Annotated in this window: 30 protein-coding genes and 1 pseudogene; 23 read left to right on the top strand and 8 right to left on the bottom strand. The window is 39.6% G+C overall.

Annotation, left to right across the window (positions count from 1 at the left end):
- Positions 1 to 12 precede the first annotated feature (12 nt).
- The 6 genes and pseudogenes from dprA to MKP09_RS20075 all read right to left on the bottom strand — a co-directional run bounded on the left by dprA (position 13) and on the right by MKP09_RS20075 (position 5,473).
- Complete coding sequence (gene dprA / locus MKP09_RS20100) at positions 13 to 1,110, bottom strand: DNA-processing protein DprA (protein WP_240832068.1); 1,098 nt, start codon at positions 1,108 to 1,110, stop codon at positions 13 to 15.
- A gap of 232 nt (positions 1,111 to 1,342) precedes the next feature.
- On the bottom strand, positions 1,343 to 2,236 hold the full coding sequence (locus MKP09_RS20095; RefSeq protein ID WP_240832067.1) for a DNA adenine methylase: 894 nt from the start codon (positions 2,234 to 2,236) through the stop codon (positions 1,343 to 1,345).
- On the bottom strand, positions 2,233 to 3,111 hold the full coding sequence (locus MKP09_RS20090; protein WP_240832066.1) for a NotI family restriction endonuclease: 879 nt from the start codon (positions 3,109 to 3,111) through the stop codon (positions 2,233 to 2,235). Before MKP09_RS20090 ends, MKP09_RS20095 begins: the two co-directional genes overlap by 4 nt.
- A gap of 50 nt (positions 3,112 to 3,161) precedes the next feature.
- Positions 3,162 to 3,578 carry a hypothetical protein gene (locus tag MKP09_RS20085; RefSeq protein ID WP_240832065.1) on the bottom strand — a complete coding sequence of 139 codons (417 nt, stop codon included), beginning with the start codon at positions 3,576 to 3,578 and terminating at the stop codon, positions 3,162 to 3,164.
- Between the two features lie 89 nt (positions 3,579 to 3,667).
- Positions 3,668 to 4,491, bottom strand: a pseudogene (locus tag MKP09_RS20080) (phosphatidate cytidylyltransferase).
- Positions 4,492 to 4,546: 55 nt separating this feature from the next.
- The gene (locus tag MKP09_RS20075; protein WP_240832064.1) at positions 4,547 to 5,473 is read right to left on the bottom strand and encodes a CPBP family intramembrane glutamic endopeptidase; all 927 of its coding nucleotides are present in this window, start codon (positions 5,471 to 5,473) and stop codon (positions 4,547 to 4,549) included.
- A gap of 238 nt (positions 5,474 to 5,711) precedes the next feature.
- Here MKP09_RS20075 and dusB point away from each other — a divergent pair, with 238 nt between their 5' ends.
- The 3 genes from dusB (at position 5,712) to MKP09_RS20060 (ending at position 7,415) form a co-directional block, all read left to right on the top strand.
- The gene (gene dusB, locus MKP09_RS20070; RefSeq protein ID WP_240833341.1) at positions 5,712 to 6,692 is read left to right on the top strand and encodes a tRNA dihydrouridine synthase DusB; all 981 of its coding nucleotides are present in this window, start codon (positions 5,712 to 5,714) and stop codon (positions 6,690 to 6,692) included.
- A gap of 68 nt (positions 6,693 to 6,760) precedes the next feature.
- Positions 6,761 to 7,078 (top strand): type II toxin-antitoxin system HigB family toxin, encoded by a 318-nt coding sequence (locus tag MKP09_RS20065; RefSeq protein WP_240832063.1) that lies wholly within the window; start codon positions 6,761 to 6,763, stop codon positions 7,076 to 7,078.
- Positions 7,056 to 7,415 (top strand): helix-turn-helix domain-containing protein, encoded by a 360-nt coding sequence (locus tag MKP09_RS20060; protein ID WP_240832062.1) that lies wholly within the window; start codon positions 7,056 to 7,058, stop codon positions 7,413 to 7,415. The genes MKP09_RS20065 and MKP09_RS20060 overlap by 23 nt, the downstream gene beginning before the upstream one ends.
- Positions 7,416 to 7,448: 33 nt before the next feature.
- Here the strand turns inward: MKP09_RS20060 and MKP09_RS20055 are convergent, their stop codons facing one another.
- Complete coding sequence (locus tag MKP09_RS20055; RefSeq protein ID WP_240832061.1) at positions 7,449 to 8,177, bottom strand: acyl-CoA desaturase; 729 nt, start codon at positions 8,175 to 8,177, stop codon at positions 7,449 to 7,451.
- Positions 8,178 to 8,422: 245 nt separating this feature from the next.
- On the opposite strand from MKP09_RS20055, the gene MKP09_RS20050 reads away from it, so the two are divergent.
- From MKP09_RS20050 to MKP09_RS19980, 15 genes are all read left to right on the top strand, one after another.
- Complete coding sequence (locus MKP09_RS20050; RefSeq protein ID WP_240832060.1) at positions 8,423 to 10,201, top strand: MutS-related protein; 1,779 nt, start codon at positions 8,423 to 8,425, stop codon at positions 10,199 to 10,201.
- 145 nt (positions 10,202 to 10,346) lie between these two features.
- Positions 10,347 to 11,117 (top strand): DUF3575 domain-containing protein, encoded by a 771-nt coding sequence (locus MKP09_RS20045; RefSeq protein ID WP_240832059.1) that lies wholly within the window; start codon positions 10,347 to 10,349, stop codon positions 11,115 to 11,117.
- A gap of 174 nt (positions 11,118 to 11,291) precedes the next feature.
- Positions 11,292 to 12,350 carry an NAD(P)-dependent alcohol dehydrogenase gene (locus MKP09_RS20040; RefSeq protein ID WP_240832058.1) on the top strand — a complete coding sequence of 353 codons (1,059 nt, stop codon included), beginning with the start codon at positions 11,292 to 11,294 and terminating at the stop codon, positions 12,348 to 12,350.
- Positions 12,351 to 12,454: 104 nt separating this feature from the next.
- A complete protein-coding gene (locus MKP09_RS20035; RefSeq protein ID WP_240832057.1) occupies positions 12,455 to 13,048 on the top strand; it encodes a (2Fe-2S)-binding protein in 594 nt (197 codons plus the stop codon).
- Positions 13,035 to 13,673, top strand: coding sequence for an FAD binding domain-containing protein (locus MKP09_RS20030; RefSeq protein WP_240832056.1), 639 nt, complete (start codon positions 13,035 to 13,037; stop codon positions 13,671 to 13,673). The genes MKP09_RS20035 and MKP09_RS20030 overlap by 14 nt, the downstream gene beginning before the upstream one ends.
- Entirely contained in the window at positions 13,634 to 14,014 is a 381-nt protein-coding gene (locus MKP09_RS20025) for an FAD binding domain-containing protein (protein WP_240832055.1), read from the top strand. The genes MKP09_RS20030 and MKP09_RS20025 overlap by 40 nt, the downstream gene beginning before the upstream one ends.
- A 128-nt stretch (positions 14,015 to 14,142) precedes the next feature.
- Positions 14,143 to 16,359: a xanthine dehydrogenase family protein molybdopterin-binding subunit gene (locus MKP09_RS20020; protein ID WP_240832054.1), complete on the top strand. Its 2,217-nt coding sequence runs from the start codon at positions 14,143 to 14,145 to the stop codon at positions 16,357 to 16,359.
- A gap of 20 nt (positions 16,360 to 16,379) precedes the next feature.
- Complete coding sequence (locus MKP09_RS20015) at positions 16,380 to 16,736, top strand: bleomycin resistance protein (RefSeq protein ID WP_240832053.1); 357 nt, start codon at positions 16,380 to 16,382, stop codon at positions 16,734 to 16,736.
- A 96-nt stretch (positions 16,737 to 16,832) separates the two neighbouring features.
- The gene (locus MKP09_RS20010) at positions 16,833 to 17,153 is read left to right on the top strand and encodes an ArsR/SmtB family transcription factor (protein WP_240832052.1); all 321 of its coding nucleotides are present in this window, start codon (positions 16,833 to 16,835) and stop codon (positions 17,151 to 17,153) included.
- Positions 17,119 to 17,649: an SRPBCC family protein gene (locus tag MKP09_RS20005; protein WP_317235460.1), complete on the top strand. Its 531-nt coding sequence runs from the start codon at positions 17,119 to 17,121 to the stop codon at positions 17,647 to 17,649. Before MKP09_RS20010 ends, MKP09_RS20005 begins: the two co-directional genes overlap by 35 nt.
- A 15-nt stretch (positions 17,650 to 17,664) precedes the next feature.
- A complete protein-coding gene (locus MKP09_RS20000; RefSeq protein WP_240832051.1) occupies positions 17,665 to 18,159 on the top strand; it encodes an SRPBCC family protein in 495 nt (164 codons plus the stop codon).
- A gap of 57 nt (positions 18,160 to 18,216) precedes the next feature.
- Positions 18,217 to 18,588 (top strand): MauE/DoxX family redox-associated membrane protein, encoded by a 372-nt coding sequence (locus MKP09_RS19995; RefSeq protein ID WP_240832050.1) that lies wholly within the window; start codon positions 18,217 to 18,219, stop codon positions 18,586 to 18,588.
- 322 nt (positions 18,589 to 18,910) lie between these two features.
- Entirely contained in the window at positions 18,911 to 19,399 is a 489-nt protein-coding gene (locus tag MKP09_RS19990) for an asparaginase domain-containing protein (RefSeq protein ID WP_240832049.1), read from the top strand.
- A 160-nt stretch (positions 19,400 to 19,559) separates the two neighbouring features.
- Complete coding sequence (locus tag MKP09_RS19985) at positions 19,560 to 20,318, top strand: MFS transporter (RefSeq protein WP_240832048.1); 759 nt, start codon at positions 19,560 to 19,562, stop codon at positions 20,316 to 20,318.
- Positions 20,243 to 20,785: an MFS transporter gene (locus MKP09_RS19980; protein ID WP_240832047.1), complete on the top strand. Its 543-nt coding sequence runs from the start codon at positions 20,243 to 20,245 to the stop codon at positions 20,783 to 20,785. Before MKP09_RS19985 ends, MKP09_RS19980 begins: the two co-directional genes overlap by 76 nt.
- Positions 20,786 to 20,847: 62 nt before the next feature.
- Here MKP09_RS19980 and MKP09_RS19975 read toward each other — a convergent pair whose 3' ends face one another.
- Positions 20,848 to 21,207, bottom strand: a complete 360-nt coding sequence (locus MKP09_RS19975) for an arsenate reductase family protein (RefSeq protein WP_240832046.1) — start codon at positions 21,205 to 21,207, stop codon at positions 20,848 to 20,850.
- Between the two features lie 110 nt (positions 21,208 to 21,317).
- Here MKP09_RS19975 and MKP09_RS19970 point away from each other — a divergent pair, with 110 nt between their 5' ends.
- From MKP09_RS19970 to MKP09_RS19950, 5 genes are all read left to right on the top strand, one after another.
- Positions 21,318 to 21,914 (top strand): NifU family protein, encoded by a 597-nt coding sequence (locus MKP09_RS19970; RefSeq protein WP_240832045.1) that lies wholly within the window; start codon positions 21,318 to 21,320, stop codon positions 21,912 to 21,914.
- A gap of 113 nt (positions 21,915 to 22,027) precedes the next feature.
- Entirely contained in the window at positions 22,028 to 22,168 is a 141-nt protein-coding gene (locus MKP09_RS19965) for a hypothetical protein (protein WP_240833386.1), read from the top strand.
- Positions 22,123 to 22,671, top strand: a complete 549-nt coding sequence (gene pnuC / locus MKP09_RS19960; RefSeq protein ID WP_240832044.1) for a nicotinamide riboside transporter PnuC — start codon at positions 22,123 to 22,125, stop codon at positions 22,669 to 22,671. The genes MKP09_RS19965 and pnuC overlap by 46 nt, the downstream gene beginning before the upstream one ends.
- Positions 22,664 to 23,299, top strand: a complete 636-nt coding sequence (locus MKP09_RS19955; protein WP_240832043.1) for an AAA family ATPase — start codon at positions 22,664 to 22,666, stop codon at positions 23,297 to 23,299. The genes pnuC and MKP09_RS19955 overlap by 8 nt, the downstream gene beginning before the upstream one ends.
- Positions 23,289 to 23,768 carry an SRPBCC family protein gene (locus MKP09_RS19950; RefSeq protein WP_240832042.1) on the top strand — a complete coding sequence of 160 codons (480 nt, stop codon included), beginning with the start codon at positions 23,289 to 23,291 and terminating at the stop codon, positions 23,766 to 23,768. Before MKP09_RS19955 ends, MKP09_RS19950 begins: the two co-directional genes overlap by 11 nt.
- The last annotated feature ends 94 nt before the right edge of the window (positions 23,769 to 23,862 follow it).

Here is a 23,862-nt window from a genome sequence, read left to right as displayed (position 1 = left end):
TGGGCAGCTTTTTTATATGATCTGGTATAATTTACCAGGAAGTCGCTGTAAAACATTTTTCATTTCCAGACTTAAGATGCTGGCCGCAATAGCGCTACTGCTCAGGCTAGTTCGCAAATTAATCTCATCAATACTTAAAGTGGGATTTTCTGTAAGTAAATCAATAATAACTTTTTCGTCTGCAGTAAAGTTTAAAAACAATTCTCGTGTAGCCGCCCTTTTCGCTTTTTTATTGTCTGTCCAACCCATTGCTTCAAGCAGTTGTTGAGCATCTGTAAGCAACAATGCCTTATTGCTTTTTATAAGATAGTTACAACCAGTACTTTTCTTATCCATAATTTTTCCAGGAAAGGCAAACACATCCTTATTGTATCCATTGGCTAGTTCTGCGGTGATCATGCTTCCTCCTTTAATGTCGGTTTCAACAACAATAGTAGCGTCGCTCATCCCGGCCACTATTCGGTTGCGGCTTGGAAAATTGTGGCGGTCTGGTATGGTTTCATTTCTAAACTCGGTAAGCAGGCCTCCATGCTTTATCATATCTTTTGCCATATCTGTATGATGAGAAGGGTATATTTTGTCGAGTCCGTGAGCCAGCACACCAACCGTTTGAATATTGTTTTTTAAACAGGCCCTGTGCGCTACCGAATCAATGCCGTAAGCTAATCCGCTGACAACAAGAATATCTTCTTGTGCCAATTCGGAAATCATATTTTCAGTTATGCTTTTTCCATATTCGGTATGAGCCCGGCTGCCAACTATTGCAATTACTTTAGATTGATTCAAATGGGCGCTACCCCGATAGTATAACATAATCGGGGCATCATAACAATTCAACAGCCTTTGCGGATACGCTGAATCGTTTATAAAAAGAGGACTTATTTTATACTTTTCAATAAATGCAATTTCTTTTTCTGCTGTTGTAAAATCTTTGAAATCCCTGATCTTCTTGATTCTTACTTCACCCAATCCGTCAATTTTTTCAAGAAGTTTTTTTGGCGCTTTAAATATTTCTTCGGGCTCCATGTGTTCCAGCAGGTTTCTGGCTTGTACACATCCAATGCCGGGAATAAGCGTTAGCGCAATTTGGTATAAAAGTGTTGTACTCATTGAAAGTTAGCAACACTAATTTAAATATTATTTTTCATGGAAGACAAGGATGGGCAAAGAATTTTAGCTTTTCGTGAAGTTGGGTGACGTAGGTAAAGTTGTGGCTAACGATTTGGGTATTGCTGAAGGCGGGGATTTTTAGTACAAAAGTTCAATCAAGAGCTAATGTTGAACTTTGCATAAGTGTTTCATAGATGCACTTCAGCCGCATATGGCTATAACCAAACCGGTGTTAGCGGCTGTTGCTGTCTGCCCACCATGAGAAGTTGTCAGAAATAATGATCTCGTTCTTCTCAAAGTGAAGAGTTGTCTTCATTGGAATTGTCCTGTATTGTAAATTATGTTTTTCTGTAAGTTGCCGTATTTCTGGCGTGTCGTCATATGTCAACATGAATTTTCCTTTGAGTTGTGCGGTCAATTGAAAAAGATTTTCATGGTCAATGTCAAAATGTGTGTAAAGTCGCTTGCCTGCAATTGTGTAGGGTGGGTCTATAAAAAAGTAAGCATTTTTATTATCTAAGTTTTCTTCTAAAACTTGAAATGCATCTCCTGATATAAAACTGATTTTGTCCTTTACGTAGTTAATAGCAAGAATTCTGTCACGCAAAGTTTTAGGATACCAACGCGAAGCAATTCCTTTTCCATTTTCACCATTTTTAATCATGCCCGAACCTTTTGCAAGAATTCCGCCATGAAAAACCCTGTTTTTTAAAATGGTACAGAATGCAATGTCTTGAAGTTCTTTATTTGGATTTTCTAACTCTGCTTTTACGTTTGCATGTGTTAAGTCGTACGAATAAATCTTTTCAGCAAGCCACTTATTTTTTCCGTTAAGAATAACTTCCCAAACTGCTGCGATTTCTTCATCCTTTTCAACCATTATAATTTGTTCGGCCATTTTTTCAAAAGCAGCCGTCAAACTTACAATGCCACCACCAGCAAAAGGCTCAATTAATTCCTTTGCAATTTTGTTTTCCTGTTTCAGCCATTGCCTTACGGTAGGAATTAACCAAGTCTTGCCCCCAGGATAACGGAATGGGCTTCGCTGGGGAACAGATGCGACATTGATTATTGCCTGTCCAATAGATTGTTCGCCTAAGTCAAACATAGTCATTTGATTTTTCATTCTACAACTATGTTTTCAAGGTTATCAATGTCAGAAGCACCTGCTCTTTTGGCATCAAGTTTCTTCTGTAATATTTCTGTGAACTGACTTATAGAACCTGCTTCAAATTTTGCAATCTGCTCTAAAGCATTTGCGAACTTTGTATAAATTATTCGGGTAAGTTTAAGAGAAAGAACTTTTGTTCTCATGTCAGGAACAAGATTGTAAAGAAAAAATGCAAAGTCAGATTCTGTTTTTTCAAATTCAGGAAGTGCAGGCAATGTATTGTAGAAGCTCGTCTGTAATGCAACGACTTGTTTTTTGTTCCATTGCTTCAAGATTGAGCCTTTGGCAATTATCTGAGGAATAAGTCTTTTTCGTGACGAAGAGAGATAGTCAGGCTCGGGATATTTAAAGGCTTGTGTCCAACTAAAATCAGGTGTCGGGTTTTCCAAATAAGCGGTGAAGGGTCCTGTCAAATTTCCTGAAATGTAAACTGCCTGAACTTCAAGTGAACCAAAATCTAAAACTCGGCCTTTGTCGTCATAAGAAACTAAAACATAGTCAATATTACCTGCTGATTTACCATGCTTGTCTTTAAGTCTTACCTCCCCAACGTGTGTCCATGTCGCTTTTCCGTCAAAAATGAAGTTTGCCGCATCGCTAATAATTGTCCAATCTTCACGAAATCTTATCGGGCAAATGATTACTTGCTTGCCTTTATGGTTTAGGCTGCAAATGCCCAATGGAAACTCAATGCTGTTTTTAGTACAATTTGAAACAATGTTGTTGTATGGACATAGCTTGTTATCCCTATAACGCTTTGCTCTATCACTTTCATTGTCAATAGGAAAGCCGAAAACTTCGCCTAAAGGTTGTAAATCTTTTTTGTCCACACTCATTCGTCAAAAATAGTAAATATTGTCCGTCTTTGCTGTGTGCTGTGTCACGGAACGAATGTTACAAGTCCGCAAGCTGATCGGATACAATAGTCGCCAACTCCGAAATAGTACCACATACGAAAAATTTTCTTCTGAAAATCAGAAGCCACTTTTAAATAACTTTGAAAATATCTAAAATACGATGCCTGTAAATACTCAACATCGCATATTGTTGTATGCATAGCTAGGCCGCTAATGAATAGCCCGTTAACCTTAAAATCGGGGCTCACCACGTCTTTCACTGCATTATTGGGGTATTTCACGTGGTTCACCACGTCTTTTACTACGTTTACCACGTTGTATAACCCCATTAACGGGCTGCTAAACCTGGTCAACCACGTTATACGACGTGGTAAATGGAATACCGAACGTGGTTTACCCCGTTGTACAACGGGGTCAGCGGATTGCGGAACGTGGTTCACCCCGTTGTGCAACGTGGTAAACGGATTGCAGAACGTGCTCAGCCACGTTTTACATATCTATACCGCCAATCTTCGTATGCTTAAAGTAATTATCCTCCAAAAATTTTGATAAAAGCCCACACAACAGGCGCTGCAAATAATATGGAATCAAATCTGTCTAAAAAACCGCCATGCCCCGGCATAATACGGCCGCTGTCTTTTACACCTGCCTGGCGTTTTAACTTGGATTCAAACAGATCGCCAAAAGTTGCAGAAACTGCAGTTAAAAAGCTGATCATAGCCCCGGGAATAGCAAGCTGCCATTCAACCTTCTTTAAGAAGATAAGCGAAAACAGCAACCAGGTTAATGCTGCACTTAATATAATGCCGCTAACCGTTCCTTCCCATGTTTTTTAGGTGATATTTTAGTTAATGGCGTTTTACCATAAATCGATCCGCACAAATAAGCCATCGTGTCGTTGATCCATACGCTGCCGAAAATAAACAGGATAATATGCTTGCCTCCTATTACATAAAAGGTGTCGTGCAAATGAATATCGTATGTGGGAATTAGAAGTTGTTCAAGCAACCCAAGCGAAACAGGTATATATGCTAAACCACCTAAAAGGCGCAGCAGCAGCGACTTTGATACAGCATTTGTTTTAAAAATGCCCCATATAAATAAAATCAGTCCCGCTAATAAAAAAGGAAGGCTGAAGCTTTTTTGAATATTATAACTCCCTAATTGTAAATCATCCGCCGCCAATAGCAGAAAAATGTGATACCCCACAAGTCCGCTGCCCAGCTTTGCATAAATATGCAACGAGGCGTTTGTTATTTTTTCGGTTAGTTTCACATACTCCCACCAGCATCCAAAATAAATAACGCTAACAAGCACAAAAAGGCTCCATGCATTAAATAGCAGGCCAAACATCATTACAGCAACAAATATCAGTGCTGTAAAAGCGCGTGTCCAAAAGGTTGACCAGTTAAACGCCATCAGCTAAACTTGTTGAAGGACTGGAGCTTCTTTTATACTGTATAAAAAGAAAGATCACGATTGGAATGGCAATAAAACCCAGGTAACTACCATCTTTATCATTCAAAATATCCTGCATCGATTTGCCGTTTGTTTTGGCAACGTACATCATAATCACAGCTGTGGCATTATTAATAAAGTGAGCCAGGATGCTTAACCACAATTTTCCGCTGTATTGATATAGTAACCCCAGGATGATTCCCAGCGCCACTCTCGATAAAAATCCATATACAGAAAAATGCACTGCGCTGAAAATAACACTTACAATAATAACGCTCAGCCACATTTTGCCCGTGCCGCGGTACAAATAATTTTGCAAGCCGCCCCTGAAAAAGGCTTCCTCACAAATAGCAGGCATTAACGCCAGCACACCAATCGACAAAAGTAATTCTGGCATTGAATCCAGGTTAATCAAGCCTGCGGCTGCTTCGGCATAGGTATTTTCAAGTTGGTCAAAGGTGATTCGCCAGTTTATCGGAAACGGAAGTTTATAGGTAAAGTATCCAAAGGCACCGCTTAATGCGAGTCCTGCTGCTATTATAAATAGGGTCAACACGGCCTGTTTTCCGCTAATAATACCCTTAAAACCTGTTAGTTGTAGTGGTTCCCGGCTTAACCGAGATGCCGTAAATAAGGTTGGAAGCAAAAATCCAAACACAGCTGTAAAAGATTGTATCACCTGCATTTCTCTCAAAAAAGCCGCATCTCCCATCATTTTCTGCAAATGGGTCATAATAAACATAACGCTTTGGCCACTCATAGCCGCGGCAACAGAAACGCCAATAAAGCTGCCAATAATATTTCCCGCAACGCTAAAAGCCACCAGCATAAAAAAGCCTGCCATGTACGAAACGCCCTTCTCGCTTAACCTTGTCATAATTTATATTAAAATAAGTGTGTATTTTTGCAGGCTCAAAAATAAGATTAAATGTTTTCTTGTTTTTGATTTATTAATTATTGAGTGAGCTGTGTACTACTATCATCGATATTGCGTCGCACTCTTCATCGTACCGATTATATGGCATCAGACATAAATACAAACCGTGTTATTATTAGTCCCCCTTCGGGGATTCAGGGGCTTATCATTACCCGAGTTCCCTTTGCTACTCGCTCCTATGGAAGATGTAAGCGATCCGCCGTTTCGGGCGGTTTGCAAAGACAACGGTGCTGATCTGATGTACACCGAGTTCATCAGTAGCGAAGGGCTGATTCGCGACGCTATTAAAAGCCGCCGCAAATTGGATATTTTTGATTACGAACGCCCCGTCGGCATACAAATATTTGGCGGCGATGAAGAAAGCCTTTCTCTTGCTGCAAAAATTGTAGATGTTACACAGCCCGATTTATTAGATATCAACTTCGGCTGCCCTGTTAAAAAAGTAGCGTTAAAAGGTGCCGGAGCCGGTGTATTAAAAGATATAGATTTAATGGTACGCCTTACCGAAGCTGTTGTAAAAAGCACATCGCTTCCGGTTACGGTAAAAACCCGGCTTGGTTGGGACGACAGCATGCTGAATATTGAAGAAGTAGCCGAGCGCTTGCAAGATGTGGGCATCAAGGCATTAGCCATTCACGGCCGCACCCGCTGCCAGATGTACAAAGGCGATGCTGACTGGACACTGATTGGAAAAGTGAAAAACAACCCGCGCATGCATATTCCCATTTTTGGGAATGGCGATATCGACAGTCCGCAAAAAGCAGTCGAATATAAAAATCGTTATGGTGTAGATGGTGTGATGATTGGCCGCGCAGCAATTGGTTATCCTTGGATTTTTAGAGAAATAAAACACTTTGTGCAAACCGGCGAATTACTGGAGCCGCCTACGGTTGAAGAACGGGTAAATGTAGTTCGCAAACACTTACATAAAAGCCTTGATTGGAAAGGCCCGATTGTGGGCATCAATGAAATGCGCCGCCATTACGCTAATTACTTAAAGGGCCTTCCCAATATCAAAGAATACCGAAGCAAACTGGTTACACTTAACGATCCCGCAGCAATAGAAGCAATTTTAGATGAGATAATTATCCGCTATTCTAATTACGAAATAGAAGCTACGCCGATTGAGTTAATCAATTATCATGAAAAATGTGGGTGAGTATACTATTTTCCCTTATAAATATAATTTCGTTACCAAAACGGTAACATTATTTTGTACCTTTGCTAATGCGGGTTATCGCCGTAAATACACTTAAGGGCTACTTAAAGACATTTCCTCAAGCAGAGCAGGCGCTTCTGTCTTGGTTTGAGGAAGCTGAAGCGGCAATTTGGAATAATCCAAATGAATTAAAAGATCAATATCGGAATGCATCTATAATAACAGATAAGAGAGTTGTTTTCAACATTCACGGAAATAGTTATCGATTAATAGCAGATATTGAATACCGATTAAAAATAGTATTTGTAGTGTGGTTTGGATCTCACAAACAATATGATAAAATTGATGCGAAAAAAGTAAGTTATGTTAAAGCCAATAAAAAATAGCCAGCAGTATGAAGATGCTTTGGCCAAAGTTTATATATTGATGCAAAAAGATATTAAGCAAGACTCCCAAGAATCTGACGAATTGGAAATTCTTTCTATTCTGATTAAAGAATACGAAAACATACACTTTCAGGTTCCTAAACCAAATCCAATAGAAGCAATTAGATTTAGATTGGATCAAATGAACATGTCTGAATCCGAATTATCCGATATCTTGGGATATCGCTCCAGGAAATCAGAGATATTATCCGGCAGTCGAAAGTTAAATTTATCGATGATTCGGAAACTTACAGAAAAGCTCCGCATTCCTGCAGAAGTATTAATACAGGCATATTAATTTTTTCTTCTTGAAAAGGTAATTCCAACTTCACTATTCCCTCCTCAACCGGATAACCCTTAACTTATTCAACACCAAAACAACCGGGTAAGTAGGATCAAACTCAAACCATTTTTTGGCAAAGTTTACGCTATTGGGGCTTTTGTGATGATTGTTTTGCATCAATTCACCCATCAACAGAAAATCCAATGGAAGTGAATTTTTACTATGGTCGTGGTTTTCATAATTAGAATAACCATATTTGTGTCCACACCAGTTTACAATAGCGCCGTGCACCGGACCCATAAAAAAGTGTATAGGCAGCAGCAAAAACATCCACCATTCAGTTGCAAAAAACCAATAAAATAAAAAGTAACCGATGCCGAATAAAATGCGCACGCTCCACATATCACTGATCTTATCCATCAACGGCCATTCGGGATAATTTCCCTGAAAAGCCTTTTCGGGCTGGGTTTTATACTTTGCGTAGTTTAGATAAATATCTTTGGTATGCATAGTCATGTGCCAAACATCTTTGAAAAAATGAGGCGAATGTGGATCTTTTTCTGTATCGCTATACGCATGGTGCATGCGGTGCATGATGGCGTAAGCCCTGGGATTTAAAAACGATGAACCCTGAACAATGATGGTGAAACCATAAAAAAATCGTTCCCAAAATTTGCTCATGGTGAACATTTTATGAGAAGCATAACGATGTAGAAAAAATGTCTGACAAAAAAGCGACAAGAACCAGTGAGCCAAAAAGAATATTAAAATAGCCATTGAATTTGTTTAAACCGCCAGTAATGATACGTTGATTTTTTACCGTCGGTTTTTGGGCCTGAATCATTCAAAAGCCTGTTATGGAAACCTTTCATCGGATTTTAAGAAAAAACAAACGCGCTACTTTAAGCGAATAAAAAAGTAATTAAAAACATGAGGCTGGTTTAAAACCCTTCCTCTTACCAGCGTCGAAAATACAAACATTCTTGCCTATATTCCTTTATTTTTAAGCGAAATTTTAATAAGTGCTTTTTGATACCTATAAAACCAGAGGCGAAACCTTTCGCTCGAAAGCTGAAGTGTTGAAACACAGGCTATCCTGGTTAAGCTTTGTGCGACTTTTATCTTTTTTACTTTTTGTGTATTTTCTTTACACATCTACCCAAACCGGTGCTGTTTTTACAATAACCGGTGCTATTCTGTTTTTTGCAGCATTTTTAGTTTTGGTTAATCAATATGATAAACTGCAACAGAAAAAGCAATATTACATTGCTTTAGCCGAATGGAATGAAAGGGAAATGGAGTTTTTAAAAACGAATAAATCCGTTTATGAAACCGGACAAGAGTATGAAGATCCGCACCACCCGTTTTCTTATGATCTGGATTTATTCAGCGAAGGAGGTTTGTACGGATACCTAAATCGGTGCGGCACATCATTTGGTAAAGAGCAATTAGCAAAGGATTTGCTGCAACCTGATATTTCCATTATTCCTGAAAAACAAGAAGCGGTGAAAGAACTCGCCGATAAAATCGATTTCAGACAACAGCTATATGCGCATGGAAGCCTTCATCAAACAAAGAAGAAAGACCTTGAAAGATTAATGCAATGGGTTGATGGCGAAACGAAACTGATCGACAAGCGATGGTATTATTTTCTGATGATTTTTCCTTTAGCAACAATTGGAAGTCTTATATATTATTTTACTTCAGAAAGCGAAGCCGCTCTTTCTACCTTCTTTAAATTATTTGTATTGAACCTAATCATTGCCGGTGCATTTACAAAAAAGATAACAGCTCAATTATCGGTATCTACATCGGTTACCAAAATATTACAAAACTTTAGCAACCAGTTGAGTTTGATTGAAAAGGAAAATGTACAATCTGGATTATTGATGCAATACCAGCAGCAATTAAATAAAGAAGGCAACACGGCTTCTCATTTAATAGGGCAATTGGCCTCTTTGTTCAATTACCTGGAGACGGTTGTTAACCTTGTTGTGAGCATATTTTTAAACGGGCTTTTTCTTTTTCACGTACATATTTTATTCAGATTAGGTAACTGGAAAAAACAACATGCCCACAAAATAAAAGAGTGGTTACAGCTTATTGGAAGGTTTGAGGCACTGAGCAGTTTCGGTAATTTATCTTATAATAATGCTGCGTTTTGTTTTCCTGAAATAACGGCACAACCTGCATTTCAGGCAACTGGCCTCGGTCATGTGCTGGTGAGATCAGAAAAGAGGATATGCAATGATGTTTCATTCAATCAACAAAAATTTGTGATTCTCACCGGTTCTAACATGAGTGGCAAAAGCACCTTTTTAAGAACATTGGGTACCAATCTTATGCTGGCTAAAGCTGGCTCGGTAGTTTGCGCCACACACTTTGAATGTTATCCTTTCGACATATTTGTAAGTATGCGCATAACCGATTCTTTACAGGACGATGAATCGTTGTTTTATGCTGAACTAAAACGCTTGCAGTCCATTATCAAAAGCCTGGAAGGCGGAGGCCATTCGTTTATTATTCTTGATGAAATTTTAAGAGGAACAAATAGTAACGACAAGCGCAATGGTACAATTGGTCTTATTAAAAAAATGGCAACATTCGACACATTTGGAATTATTGCGACACATGATGTAGTGGTAGCAGATCTTATAAAAGAATATCCCAACTTCATCGGAAATAAAGCATTTGAATCGGAAATTATTAATGATGAATTATTATTTGATTATAAGCTAACCGATGGCGTATGTAACTCTTTAAGCGCTTCTTATTTAATGAAAAAAATGGAAATAATATAACATAAATAGAAGATTGAATAACTTAGTGCTACGTTAATTAACAATGTCTGTCAGACTAAGCTTGCCGAAGCCCTTCAGCGACCATTCGGCAAGCTCAGGGTGACAATTTATAGTTGACAAGACATTAATAACTAATACAATATTCATGAAGCCCTTTATCCTCATTCCTGTTTTTCTAGGCATTACTATTTCTGCAATTGCGCAAACCGCACTTCCCGTTAATACATTGCGGCCCGGATCGAAAAACATTGTAAAGCTAAATATAACTTCACCCATTTTGAAAAACTATGCTGTTCAGTATGAAAGGGTCATTAACAAACGACTATCAATAGCTGTTTCAGGAAGGATAATGCCTGCCACAACAATTCCTTTAAAGGGTTTTATTAAAAGGCAAATAATACAAGAGGACAATCAACTTGTATCCGACATTATCAACAAAGTTGATTTCAGCAATTTCGCAATTACTCCGGAAGTCCGCTTTTACCTTAGCAAAAAGGGTTATGGAGAGGGGTTCTATGTTGGTCCATATTACAGGTTTGCAAAATACAAAATGCATGCAACAACTTTATCTTATGAAGTAGAGGCAGATCAAAGTTATGACCTGTCGCTGTCTGGTGATCTTTCTACAAATACCGTAGGAATATTGATCGGCTCACAATGGCATTTAAGCAAACATTTTAGCCTTGATCTGTGGATCGCAGGCCCTTCCTTTGGTGGTGCTTCAGGCAATATTATTGGAATTTCAAACCAAACACTCCCCGCTGAGGCGCAGGATGAATTACGCACTTATTTGGATAATATTGACATACCATTTGTAAGAGAATCGATAACTGTAAATGCAAATGGCGGCAGAATTGATGCGAAAGGCTCGTGGGCCGGAGTTAGAACCGGTATATTAGTGGCTTTTAGGTTTTAATGATTGCATTCAATTTATACGCAGGCTAACTTTTCTCAGTTACTTTTACGCTGCATATTATTTCAATATTATAAAAACAATAAGTAGCTTAACTTGTTATCATTCCATAACAGAAGTTATACGTCTAAAATCTTCTAAATAGAAGAGCATATCATTAACTATCAACAAAATTTTATGAACACGAATACAGTAAAAGCTTTTGGAACCGAAGCCGCTGACGCGGATCTTGAACCAATGCAAATTGATCGCAGAGAAATTACCACCAAAGATGTGGAAATTGAAATTTTATATTGTGGTGTGTGCCACTCAGACCTGCACACGGCCCGCAATGACTGGGGCGGCAGTAAATACCCTTCCGTTCCGGGACACGAAATTGTAGGTAAAGTTACAAGGGTCGGTAGCGATGTTACAAAATTCAAAACTGGCGATCTGGCTGCAGTGGGTTGCATGGTGGATAGTTGTCAAACTTGTGATAACTGCAAGCAGGATCTGGAGCAATTTTGTTTAAATGGCTTTACAGGAACTTACAATGGAAAAGATAAACATTCTGGAAAACACACTTTTGGTGGCTATTCAGAAAAAATAGTAGTTGATGAACATTTTGTTTTGAAAGTACCCGAAAACCTGGATCTTGCGGCGGTGGCACCCGTGCTTTGTGCCGGTATCACAACATGGTCGCCGTTAAGACATTGGAACGTAAAAGAAGGAAGCAAAGTAGCGGTTATAGGATTGGGCGGACTTGGACACATGGCTTTGAAACTCGCGCATGCATTAGGCGCTGAAGTAACCTTATTTTCCAGGAGCGCTGGCAAAACAGAAGAAGCTAAGTCTTTAGGAGCAGATTCAGTAATTATTTCAACCGATGCTGATCAAATGAAAACGGTGCAAGGTAAGTTCGATCTCATCATTGATACCGTACCTTATGTACACGATCTGAATCCTTATATACAAACATTGCATGCAAGCGGCACATTGGTATTAGTAGGTTTTCTTGGAAACCTGGAACCCATGTTAAACACGGCGCCATTGGTGCTGGGCAGAAAATCTATTGCAGGTTCTCTTATCGGCGGCATCGCCGAAACGCAGGAATTACTTGATTTTTGTGGCAAGCACAATATCGTTTCAGAAATAGAAATTATAAAAATGCAGGATATTAATAATGCTTACGAGCGCATGCTAAAAAGCGATGTGCGTTATCGATTTGTGATCGATATGGCAAGTCTTAAAAATTAATTTTCCAACATTAAAATATTCAGGGCCGCTCATTTATGGAGCGGCCTTTTTGTTTATCTTTAGTAACTCGAAAACTATTCTCTCATTAACACCTCTGCTTCACAATGAAACAGGCACATAAACATTCCCGGCGCTCATTCATTAAAATATCAGCAGTATTAACTTCACTGGCAGCAATTCCTTCTTCTGTAAAAGCTTTTTATCAAGATGTAAAAAAGTTCTTTGTAGTACCCAAACAAACAATGCCACTCGCCATCATCATCAACAAAAAAACATATAAAACAACAGCCGATACACGAACAACATTGCTAGACCTGTTGCGGGAAAACCTCCAACTTACCGGCACCAAAAAAGGTTGCGATCATGGACAGTGTGGTGCGTGTACTGTTCACCTTAATGGCGAAAGAGTTTTAAGTTGTCTTACGCTGGCGGCAACAGTTCCCGGCAAAGAAGTTACAACTATTGAGGGTTTAGCCCATAACGAGCAACTGCACCCCATGCAACAAGCATTTATTGAATGTGATGGTTTTCAATGTGGCTATTGTACACCAGGGCAAATCATGTCGGCGGTAGCTTGTGTAAACGAAGGACGTACTAAGTCGGTTAGTGAAATAAAAGAGTTTATGAGCGGCAATCTTTGCCGCTGCGGAGCGTACAACGGTATTGTTGAATCTATTCAAAAAGTTGCAGCATCATGAAACCATTCAGTTTTACAAAATCAAAAAACGCTGTACAAATCGTAAGCGAAAAAAAGAAAATGCGCAATTCATTGCCGGTGGCACCAACCTGGTTGACCTGATGAAAAAGAATATTGCTACACCCGATGCGCTCATTGATATCACTTCTGCCTTATCTGATAAAATAGAAATAAAAAACAACAGTACACACATTGGCGCAATGGTTCGCAATAGCGCCATTGCTACTAATGAAATCATACTCGCAAAAAATCCCTTACTCGTAAAAGCAGTGCTGGCAGGCGCTTCACCACAAATACGCAACATGGCGAGCACCGGAGGAAACCTGCTGCAGCGTACACGTTGTCCCTATTTTTACGATATTACTACACCCTGCAAACGAAAGCCAGGTAGTGGTTGTAGTGCTCTGAATGGCCATAACCGCATGAATGCCATTATTGGTTACAGCGAACAATGTGTTGCGGTACACCCGTCAGATCTTTGTGTGGCGCTTGCAGCATTAAATGCGCGGGTTTACATCTCAGATAAAAAAATAAATCTGTTATCCTCTTTAAAGACTTTCACCGTCTGCCAGGTAATACACCACAATTGGATAATAATTTACCTATTAATGCTATCATTACATTAATCGAAATTCCCGATAATCCTTTTCAAAAAAATTATCATTACCTGAAGGTACGAGACAGGGATAGTTACGCGTTTGCGCTGGTGTCTGTAGCAGCTGCATTGCATTTGAACGGAGACACTATAGTAGCAGCAAGGCTTGCATCAGGTGGTGTGGCGCACAAGCCATGGCGCTGGTACGAAGCGGAAGATTTTTTAAAAGGGAAGCAAGCAACAAAAGCCACTTTTTCCGAGGCAGCAGCCATCGCCGTTAAAGGTGTAAAACCTTTGTCTGACAATGGTTTCAAGGCCATTATGTTACGAGGCGCTATTGAAACTGCTTTGCATAATTGTTTAACAGGTTAATTTTTAGTTTGTGAGCAACAGTACTACTATCAGCTTCGTTGCCCGCCCGGATGAATTCCGTTCGGACGGGTGTCACTCCCTTCAACATTCGGTAATACTATTGAACTATCATCCCTAAATATTGTACTATGGCATTTTTTGATGAATCATTCTCTTTACTCACACCGCCTGAAGGTCGCGTAGAAGCACTGGCCAAAGTAACTGGCAAAGGAAAGTATGCCGCAGAATATGTTGCAGAGCATATGTGTTATGCAGTACTGGTTGATAGTGCGGTGGCCGCAGGCGCCATCCAAAACATCAACATTAATAAAGCTGCCCAGGTGGCGGGGGTTATTCAAATCATCACCCATCAGCAAAAGCAGTTGGTGCCGGGCTTTTCAGACGAAAGTAAAATAAAAGATTCCCGTTTTGGATTACCACTTTTTCACACAGATAAAATCTATTTTAAAGGACAGCCAATAGCAGCGGTTGTTGCCGAAACATTGGAAGATGCTATATATGCGGCTTCACTTATAGAGGCAACCTATACACCAGACAACTTTGTAGTAGATTTTGAAGAAGCACATACTAAACAATCTTTGGCTGAAGCCGGCAAGGAAAGGGGTTCTATAAATGCCTTGAACAAGGCACCATATATAGTTGAATCAGAATACACTATTGCGGCGGAAATACATAATCCAATGGAAATGCATGCCACCATTGCAGAATGGACAGCAACTGATCAATTAAAACTTTATGATAAAACCCAAGGCGTTAATAATGTGCAACGCACGGTATCAAAACTTTTCGAAATTCCCGAAAAAAATATAGAAGTTATTAGTGAGTTTATGGGTGGCGGATTTGGTTCAGGGCTTCGCGTTTGGCCACATGTATTAGCAGCAATCATGGCGGCAAAGCAGGTAAAACGTCCTGTGAAGCTTATGCTTTCTCGTCCGCAAATGTTTTATTCTGTTGGCTACAGGCCGGCTTCATGGCAAAAAATAAAACTTGGTGCCGATAAAGATGGTAAATTCATCGGCATTTTACATCAGGCAAAAAATGGAAGTTCAGTATATGAAAGCTTTAGTGAAGGCATAACACGCGTTACCCGGTTAATCTATCATTTCCCAAACCTTAAAACTGAATCGGCGGTTGTTCCGCTTAATCTTAGCACCCCAACATGGATGCGCGGCCCCGGCGACTGTACCGGCGATTTCGCCATTGAAAGCGCCATTGACGATTTGAGTTATCAACTCAACATCGACCCCGTACAGTTGCGATTGAAAAATCTTGCATTGGATAAACATCCCGATTCGGGCCTGCCCTGGTCTACTAACTTTATTAATGAATGTATTGAAAAGGGCGCGGCCATTATTAATTGGCAGGACCGGAAGCCAAAACCCCTTCAGCTTACCGATGGCGACTGGCATAAAGGTTACGGCATGGCCGTTGGCATGTGGAACGCAGGGCGAAACAATGCCAGCGCAGGCATTGAAATGCAAAAAGATGGTACCATTACTTTACAAACCGCCATGACTGACATTGGAACTGGAACAGGAACGGGCATGCAAAATATTGCTCACGAAGTAACCGGCATTTCTAAAAGCAAAATTAAAATTGAGTTGGGCAACTCTAATCTGCCACCAGCTCCCAGTCAGGGCGGTAGTACTGGCTTATCTTCCGTTAGTGGTGCTGTAGTTGCTGTCTGCAATGCTTTAAAATTGAAGCTGGCAGCATATGCCGTTACTATTAATAATGTCTATAAAAACAGTACACCCAACGATATATTGTTTTCTGACAAAGGAATTTCTTATAAAACACCTGGCAATCAACCAATCTCTTATTCGCAACTTTGGGATAAGCATCAACTTACAACGATAGCTGTAGAAGCCAGTTCGGGCCCGGGTGAAGAAAGAAAACAGTATGCATTTTGTTCTTCCGCCGCGCACTTTTGCAGGGTACGGGTGCACTCCAAAACAGGCAAAGTGAAAATAGAAAAGTTGGTATGCGTAGCAGATGGCGGAAAGATCGTAAATGAAAAAGCCGCAGCCAATCAAATGTCAGGGGCAGCGGTTGGCGGTATAGGCATGGCCTTGATGGAAGAACAATTGGCAGATGCAAAACTTGGGAGCCTTGTAGGTAATGATCTAGCCGGCTATCATTTTGCAGTTAATGCAGATGCACCGATCATTGATGTTGCTTTTATTAATAAACCAGATCCTCATATCAACCCAACTGGCGCAAAGGGGTTAGGCGAAGTGGGCATTATAGGTACGGCAGCGGCTATAGCAAATGCCATTTATAACGCAACTGGTAAGCGGTTGAAAGATCTTCCTATAACACCAGACAAGGTGCTGGGTTTATAAAAAAATAAATAAATCATTACATGCTCAATTCTGTTCACCCTAAACTACCCATGCGCAACAAATCTGTTACGTTGGATTATTACATCGGTCAATTAAGCTTCACTCAATGCGGAGGCGATTATGAAGATTATCTAATGCTAAAAAAGGACGATATTGAAATTCATTTTTTCAAATTTGAAGATCTTGATCCAAAAGAAAATTATGGCCAGATTTATATACGTACATCCCAAATTGAATCTTATTATCAATCGCTTTTAGATAAAAAAGTTGCCATACATCCTAATGCTCCTCTTCAAATAAAACCGTGGGGACAAAAAGAGTTTGCTTTACTTGATCCGGATAGCAACCTTTTAACCTTCGGAGAAACAAGCACTTAAATCTTTTTTATAAAAATTTATCAGAAAAATTTTGAGAAACCAAATAGTTGCGCATATATTTGCAACTGAACGGTTTCTTAATTGAATTTTTAAAAGATGAGAAGAGATGTTTTTCAGGCAATAGCCGACCCAACAAGAAGAGCCATTATTGCATTGATCGCTTTACAAGCAATGACCCCAAATGCCTTGGCAGAACATTTTGACACCACCAGGCAAGCCGTATCAAAACATCTTCGCATATTAACAGAATGCGAATTAATTAAGCCTGAGCAACAAGGACGAGAAATTTATTATACACTCGAAATTGAAAAAATGAAAGAAATAGACAAATGGCTGGAACAGTTTCGCAAAATCTGGGAAAGCCGGTTCAATCAGCTAGACAATTTATTATCTAAACTTAAAAATAAAAAATCATGAACACACCCTCTTATTTGATTTCTCTGTAAACAAAGAAAACAAAACCATTCATGTTAAACGTGAATTTGCAGGCGACTTAAACTTAGTTTGGAAAGCATGGACCGATGCTGAAATATTAGATCAGTGGTGGGCTCCGAAACCATGGAAAGCCGAAACAAAATCGATGAACTTTACCGAAGGCGGCCGGTGGTTATATGCCATGGTAGGCCCCGAAGGTGAAAAACATTGGAGCGTGGCCGATTATAAAAAAATAAATCCATCAAAAAGCTTCACAGCATTAGATGGTTTTTCCGACGAAAACGGTGTTGTGTCTTCTGAAATGCCACGTTCTGAATGGGAAAATAATTTTAATGAAACCGGGTCTAACACAACAGTTGATATTACTATTTCTTTTGAGAAATTGGAAGACCTGGAAAAGCTGATAGAAATGGGCTTTAAAGAAGGGTTTACCATGGGCATGGAAAACCTGGATGAGCTTTTACCAACATTAAAATAAAATAAAACAAATACAATGAACCTGCAATTTGACTTCCTGGTAGATAAGGCAAAAAATACGATCACCATTAAGCGTGAATTTGCTGCCAGCCGGCAGTTGGTTTGGGATTGCTATACTAAAAGCGAGCTATTGAATCAGTGGTTTGCGCCTGACCCTTTTACAACCAAAACAAAGTCGATGGACTTTAGGCCTGGCGGGCATTGGCATTATGCAATGATAGATCCTGAAGGACCAGAATATTGGGGCTATACAACATATAAAACCATTAATCCGATCGATCATTACACATCCGTTGATGCTTTTTGTGATGCAGAAGGTAATATAAATCCTGAATTACCCAGCGCCGACTGGGATGTAACTTTTACTGATAAAGAAGATAACGCAGTTGTGCAAACTGTTGTTACTTACAAATCACTGGAAGATCTGGAGGTAGTTGTACAAATGGGTATGAAAGAAGGACTAATATCAACTTTGGAAAAATTAGACAAGTTCTTATTAACTTTAAAGTAAAGATTCTGCTTTATCGGCTTTTTTATAAACCCCATTTTATTACTAAAATCATCTCGAATGAAAATTGTAAAAACCATTCTTTGCGTTGTGTTTGGCCTCATGTTTATCAATGCCGGCCTCGACAAATTTTTAAACTATATGCCTAAGCCACCATTGGAAGGAGATCAGCTTAAACTTGCTGAAGCCATGATGTTAATCAAATGGCTAATGCCTTTGGTAGGCTTTATTGAAATTCTCGGAGGCCTGTTGTTCCTGTTTCCTAAAACCAGAGCGTTAGGCGCTATTGTTATATTGCCCGTAATGGTGGGAATCATAATTCACAACGCTATTTATATGCCATCGGGGCTTGCAATTGCTGGTGTTATGCTATTGATCAACATTTGGATCATCATTGATAGCAAAGAAAAATACAAACCAATGGTTTCCTAAATAAACTCAATCTGTAATTGTAAACTGCCGGATCCTTTCGGCAGTTTTTTTATTTACCCGGCAGCATAATATATGGCATCGGTATTGTGTCACTCACTTCAACAGCAGAATACATATCAGCCAGCATATTCTTCGCCAATGTCTAATTATTCGGATTAACAAGAATGGAAATATTCAATAATCCATCTTCATTGTAAAGTTTGAAGACCTGTCATCTGCCTACTGGCTACTTGCTACTTCTCTATTTGCTTCCCCTTGTCAACTTATCAACTTTTCTACACATTCGCTAATTGCCTACTTTTGCCGCATCAAACCCTATCAAATGACTATCAGGATTTTTATTACAGGAGGCACTTTCGACAAAGAATATAACATGCTCAATGGTAAGTTATATTTTAAGGATACACACTTGCACGAACTTTTGGAAAAAGGCCGCAACCTTACACCTGTTGAAATTCGCACTTTAATGATGATCGACAGCCTGGAAATGACAGATGAAGACAGGGAATTGATCGCTTATCAATGCGAGCAGTGTGAAGAAGAACGAATCGTTATAACACATGGCACTGATACAATGGATCAAACAGCCAAAGTACTTGCCCAAACTGTGAAGAACAAAACAGTGGTTATTACAGGAGCAATGATCCCAATCAAATTTGGCAGCTCAGATGGTTTATTTAATTTAGGCAGCGCACTTGCTTTTGCACAAACACTTCCGCATGGTGTGTATGTTGCCATGAATGGGCGTTATTTCAATTGGGACAATGTTCGCAAAAACAAACAAACCGGTGTTTTTGAAGAATTAAAATAAAAGCAATCCAACCAGCTCTACACTGTCTGCACTTTTTTGCATCTTTGCAGCCCAATAAACCGTTCTAATGAAACCTTCATTATAAGATTTTCTTTTAAACATATAATGAAAATTTTATACCGATAAGTTCCATTCGGCTAAAATCAATAATCATTTACGAATGAAAACTTCTAAAAGCGCTGCCATCGGGTTCATCTTTGTAACACTTTTAATCGATGTTATGGGCTGGGGACTTATCATTCCCGTAATGCCCGATTTGATTTCGCAGCTTAAAGGCATTCCAATAAATGAAGCCAGCGCTTATGGCTCCTGGTTATTATCTGCATTTGCCATTACCCAATTTGTATTTGCGCCGATGGTCGGCAACTTAAGCGACCGTTTTGGAAGAAGGCCGATACTTTTATTTTCTTTACTGGGCTTTGGTATTGATTATATTGTTCTTGCATTAGCACCTACATATGCATGGCTTTTTGCCGGTCGTATCATTGCCGGCATAACTGGCGCAAGCTTCACAACCGCCTCGGCTTATATTGCAGATGTGAGTACCCCCGAAACCCGAGCCAAAAACTTTGGGTTAATTGGCGCTGCTTTTGGATTAGGGTTTGTCATCGGTCCAGCTCTGGGTGGGCTTCTGGCCGGGTGGGGCATTCGCGCACCGTTTTATGCAGCAGCAGTGTTGTGTTTAGTCAACTGTCTTTACGGATACTTTATATTGCCTGAATCTTTAAGCAAAGAAAATCGCAGGCCCTTTAGCTGGGCCAGAGCCAATCCTTTTGGAGCCTTGATGTTTCTGAAAAAATATCCGGCTATTTCTGGTTTAGCTTTTTGCTTTTTCTTATTTATATGGCAGCGCAGGCGGTACAAAGCAACTGGAACTATTTTACCATGTATCGTTTTAATTGGGACGAAAAAATGGTAGGTATTTCTTTAGCAGTTGTGGGTTTACTTGTTGGTTCGGTACAAGCAGGATTAACAAGAGTTGTAAATCCCAAACTGGGAAACGAAAAAAGTATTTACATAGGTTTGGCATTATACACTTTAGGCCTTGTGTTATTTGCTTTTGCTACTGAAACATGGATGATGTTTGCTTTCCTCATTCCCTATTGTCTCGGCGGTATCTGTAGCCCATCCCTGCAAGCGATTCTCGCAGGCCATGTTCCTTCTAATGAACAGGGCGAGTTGCAAGGCGCACTTACCAGCCTGATGAGTATTACAACAATTATTGGCCCGCTGATAATGAATTATCTTTTTTATTACTTCACTTCGCCACAGGCGCCGGTACATTTTCCGGGCGTTGCGTTTTTAGTAGCGGCGGCGTTTATGCTGGTCAGCATTTTAATTGCATGGAAAGTTTTACAGAAAGAGAAAAAACGGATCCGGCGTTAGCCGCAATCATCGAGGGCAAGGCAACAGAAGAGTCGGTACAGGTGCATTAAGCTTAACGATCCTTATTCTGTTGCAGCAGCTTTCAAGGCTGCTACGTTTTTCTTTTCACTGCCTATAAATATCTTATCGCCAATAAGTACCACAGGCCTTTTTAAAAAAGTGTCATGTTCGAGAATATAATTTTTGTAGTCTTTTTCTGTGAGTTTTTTGTCTTTCAGGCCCAGTTCTTTATATTTTAAAGCGCGGCGGCTGAACAAAACTTCGTAGCTCCCCGCCATTTTCTTCATCTCATCAATTTGCGCGGAAGTTATTTTTTGTGTTCTTATATCCTGCAATTCAAAGCCCGTGGATTCGCTTATACCGGCATCCTTCATAATGTCGGCACATGTGCTGCAAGTGCTGAGGTAATAAATTTTCTTCATGCTGTCAAAGATAATGCGGACATGACAAACGAATCTTCCATAAAGCCTTTTAAATCTGCCCAACCTTTACTCAAAAGATTTGTTATCTTTGCGTACTAATTTTCACAATTATGATCAAAACAGGAAGTCCCGTTATTAGCATATATACCGAAATGACACCCAACCCGGAAACGATGAAGTTTGTGGCTAACAAGCTTTTATACCCGGGAAAAAGTGTTGATTTTCCCGATGCGCAAAGCGCAAAACCCTCGCCGCTGGCAACAGAACTATTTGGTTTTCCGTTTATTAAGGCGGTCTTCATTGCAAGTAACTTTGTGACACTTACAAAAACCCCAGATGCAGAATGGATGGATGTAACACCTTCTATTCGCCAGTTTTTGAAAGATTACTTGGAAGAAGGAAAATCCGTAATTAACGAAGACGAGATTGTTGAGGTAAAGAAAGAAAGTTCTAATGAAGTGTTGGCTGATGATGATGATGTGGTAAAACGCATCAAAGAACTATTAGAAAACTATGTAAAACCTGCAGTTGAAATGGATGGCGGGGCTATACAGTTCAAGAGTTATAACGATGGTGTTGTAAACCTGATGATGCAGGGAAGTTGTAGCGGATGCCCGTCGTCAATGATCACTTTAAAAGCCGGTATTGAAGGTATGATGAAACGTATGATTCCGGAAGTGAAGGAAGTAGTTGCTGAAGCAGAATAAAGCCTCTCCCCAACCCTCTCCAAAGGAGAAGGAGTGCATAAAATAATTGTAAAGCCGTGTAATATTATTGCACGGCTTTTTGGTTGAATGTATATTTTTGGAAAAACATCCTGTTGCCTCTACAAGAAATTTTTGATCAGTTTATTAATGGTATTAAGGCCACAACGCTACCCGAATACATTGCGGTATTGGCCGGTATTGCCAGTGTTTGGTACAGCAAAAAGAGCATATCTGGGTATATCCAACAGGTTTAATCAATACCGCTATCTACATTTGGCTTAGCTTTAAATATCATCTGTTTGGCGAGGCAACCGTAAATTTCTATTATACTATCATGAATATTTATGGATGGTATTTATGGACGAGGAAAGACAATCAACAACAGGTTTTGCTAAGTATAAAATTTTCTACTCGCCGTGAATGGATACAGGAATTACTCTTTTTCGGATTTTTTTATGTCAGCATCTTTTTTGCTTTAAGCTATTTAAAACAGGCTTTTGCGCCGGGTGCCATTCCGTGGGCTGATGCATTAGCTTCTGCAAGTGCATTCACGGGCATGTGGCTTATGGCCAAAAAGAAAGTAGAAAGCTGGTACTGGTGGATCATTACCAATATATGCGGTATGCCATTGTATTTTGTAAAAGGACTGGTGTTTACAAGTGTTTATTATTTTATCTTGCTCATCCTGGCCGTTGGTGGCTTAATTGAATGGCAACAAAGAGCCAGGAAACAACAAGAACTTTTGAAGAATGATTAAGAAGATTGTAATAATAGGGCCTGAAAGTACCGGAAAGAGTACGCTTTGCGAGCAACTGGCGCAGCATTACGGTACGGTTTGGTGCCCCGAATATGCGCGGGAATACCTGTTAAAAAATGGAACGAACTATACGTTTGAAGATTTAGCCGAAATAGCAAAAGGGCAGTTGAATTTGGAGGAGACATTTATTGAAAGAGTCAGGAAGACCGGAAGACGGAAAGACGGAAAGAAAGACTCAGGTAGTGTGAATACTTCCTCCAAACTTCCAGACTTCCAGACTTCCGGACTATCCGATTATCCAACTTCCCAACTTCCCGTCTTCCTCGACACCGACATGTATGTAATGAAAGTATGGTGTGAATTTGTTTTTGGTCGATGCCACCAATTTATACTTGATGAAATAGTAACCCGTAAATATGATCTGTATTTGCTTTGTAATACCGACCTTCCATGGACGAAAGATGAACTGCGCGAATATCCCGACTTTGAGACAAGGGAAACTTTATTTAAAATGTATAAAGATCTTTTAATAAATCAATCGACCCCCTGGGTAGAAATAAAAGGTAATAACGAGCAAAGGCTGCAAATGGCAATAGCTGCTACAGAACAATTTCTAAATGAACATTAAAATAACATATCATTCCGGAATTTACACACTGGAGGCAAAGCAGCAACTAAATTGTGATTTACAGACAGCCTGGGATTTTTTTGGAACACCCGAAAATTTACAAGCCATTACTCCCAACAATATGGGATTTGAAATTACTTCAGGAGCAGATGGAAAAATCTATCCCGGGAAAATAATCACTTATACCATCAGTATCTTCCCTGTAATAAAAAGTAAATGGGTTACTGAAATAACACAGATTGCAATGCTCCAATATTTTATTGATGAGCAACGTAATGGCCCTTATACTTTATGGCATCATGAGCATCATTTCGAGAACAAGAATAACGGCGTGTTGATGACGGATATAGTGAGTTATAAGCTACCAGCAGGATTTTTAGGAAGATCGTTTGCCGGAAAAATGGTAGCTAAAAAGTTAAAGGAAATATTTTCCTTTCGTTATGAAGTATTACATAACCGTTTTGCTTAGTGTTTTGTTTCATGTAGATTTTCACCCTGAGTTTGTCAAAGGGAAGTTGGCTGAGGTTCGACAAACTCAGCCTGACAGCCACGTTATGGTTAAA

This window comes from Paraniabella ginsengisoli (assembly GCF_022513635.1).
GTDB lineage: Bacteria > Bacteroidota > Bacteroidia > Chitinophagales > Chitinophagaceae > Niabella > Niabella ginsengisoli.
This window is presented reverse-complemented; position numbering and strand designations above follow the sequence as displayed.

Excerpts from the sequence above, each read along its gene's own strand:
- MKP09_RS20040 (WP_240832058.1), top strand. The coding sequence starts at position 11,292 with ATGAACACGAATACAGTAAAAGCTTTTGGAACCGAAGCCGCTGACGCG.
- MKP09_RS19980 (WP_240832047.1), top strand. The coding sequence starts at position 20,243 with ATGGCAGCGCAGGCGGTACAAAGCAACTGGAACTATTTTACCATGTAT.
- MKP09_RS19950 (WP_240832042.1), top strand. The coding sequence starts at position 23,289 with ATGAACATTAAAATAACATATCATTCCGGAATTTACACACTGGAGGCA.
- MKP09_RS19970 (WP_240832045.1), top strand. The coding sequence starts at position 21,318 with ATGATCAAAACAGGAAGTCCCGTTATTAGCATATATACCGAAATGACA.
- MKP09_RS20020 (WP_240832054.1), top strand. The coding sequence starts at position 14,143 with ATGGCATTTTTTGATGAATCATTCTCTTTACTCACACCGCCTGAAGGT.
- MKP09_RS19955 (WP_240832043.1), top strand. The coding sequence starts at position 22,664 with ATGATTAAGAAGATTGTAATAATAGGGCCTGAAAGTACCGGAAAGAGT.
- MKP09_RS20015 (WP_240832053.1), top strand. The coding sequence starts at position 16,380 with ATGCTCAATTCTGTTCACCCTAAACTACCCATGCGCAACAAATCTGTT.
- MKP09_RS20035 (WP_240832057.1), top strand. The coding sequence starts at position 12,455 with ATGAAACAGGCACATAAACATTCCCGGCGCTCATTCATTAAAATATCA.
- MKP09_RS20095 (WP_240832067.1), bottom strand. The coding sequence starts at position 2,236 with ATGAAAAATCAAATGACTATGTTTGACTTAGGCGAACAATCTATTGGA.
- MKP09_RS19975 (WP_240832046.1), bottom strand. The coding sequence starts at position 21,207 with ATGAAGAAAATTTATTACCTCAGCACTTGCAGCACATGTGCCGACATT.
- MKP09_RS20000 (WP_240832051.1), top strand. The coding sequence starts at position 17,665 with ATGAACCTGCAATTTGACTTCCTGGTAGATAAGGCAAAAAATACGATC.
- MKP09_RS20045 (WP_240832059.1), top strand. The coding sequence starts at position 10,347 with ATGAAGCCCTTTATCCTCATTCCTGTTTTTCTAGGCATTACTATTTCT.
- MKP09_RS20075 (WP_240832064.1), bottom strand. The coding sequence starts at position 5,473 with ATGACAAGGTTAAGCGAGAAGGGCGTTTCGTACATGGCAGGCTTTTTT.
- MKP09_RS20055 (WP_240832061.1), bottom strand. The coding sequence starts at position 8,177 with ATGGCTATTTTAATATTCTTTTTGGCTCACTGGTTCTTGTCGCTTTTT.
- MKP09_RS19990 (WP_240832049.1), top strand. The coding sequence starts at position 18,911 with ATGACTATCAGGATTTTTATTACAGGAGGCACTTTCGACAAAGAATAT.
- MKP09_RS19995 (WP_240832050.1), top strand. The coding sequence starts at position 18,217 with ATGAAAATTGTAAAAACCATTCTTTGCGTTGTGTTTGGCCTCATGTTT.
- MKP09_RS20010 (WP_240832052.1), top strand. The coding sequence starts at position 16,833 with ATGAGAAGAGATGTTTTTCAGGCAATAGCCGACCCAACAAGAAGAGCC.
- MKP09_RS19985 (WP_240832048.1), top strand. The coding sequence starts at position 19,560 with ATGAAAACTTCTAAAAGCGCTGCCATCGGGTTCATCTTTGTAACACTT.
- dusB (WP_240833341.1), top strand. The coding sequence starts at position 5,712 with ATGGAAGATGTAAGCGATCCGCCGTTTCGGGCGGTTTGCAAAGACAAC.
- dprA (WP_240832068.1), bottom strand. The coding sequence starts at position 1,110 with ATGAGTACAACACTTTTATACCAAATTGCGCTAACGCTTATTCCCGGC.
- MKP09_RS20065 (WP_240832063.1), top strand. The coding sequence starts at position 6,761 with ATGCGGGTTATCGCCGTAAATACACTTAAGGGCTACTTAAAGACATTT.
- MKP09_RS20060 (WP_240832062.1), top strand. The coding sequence starts at position 7,056 with ATGTTAAAGCCAATAAAAAATAGCCAGCAGTATGAAGATGCTTTGGCC.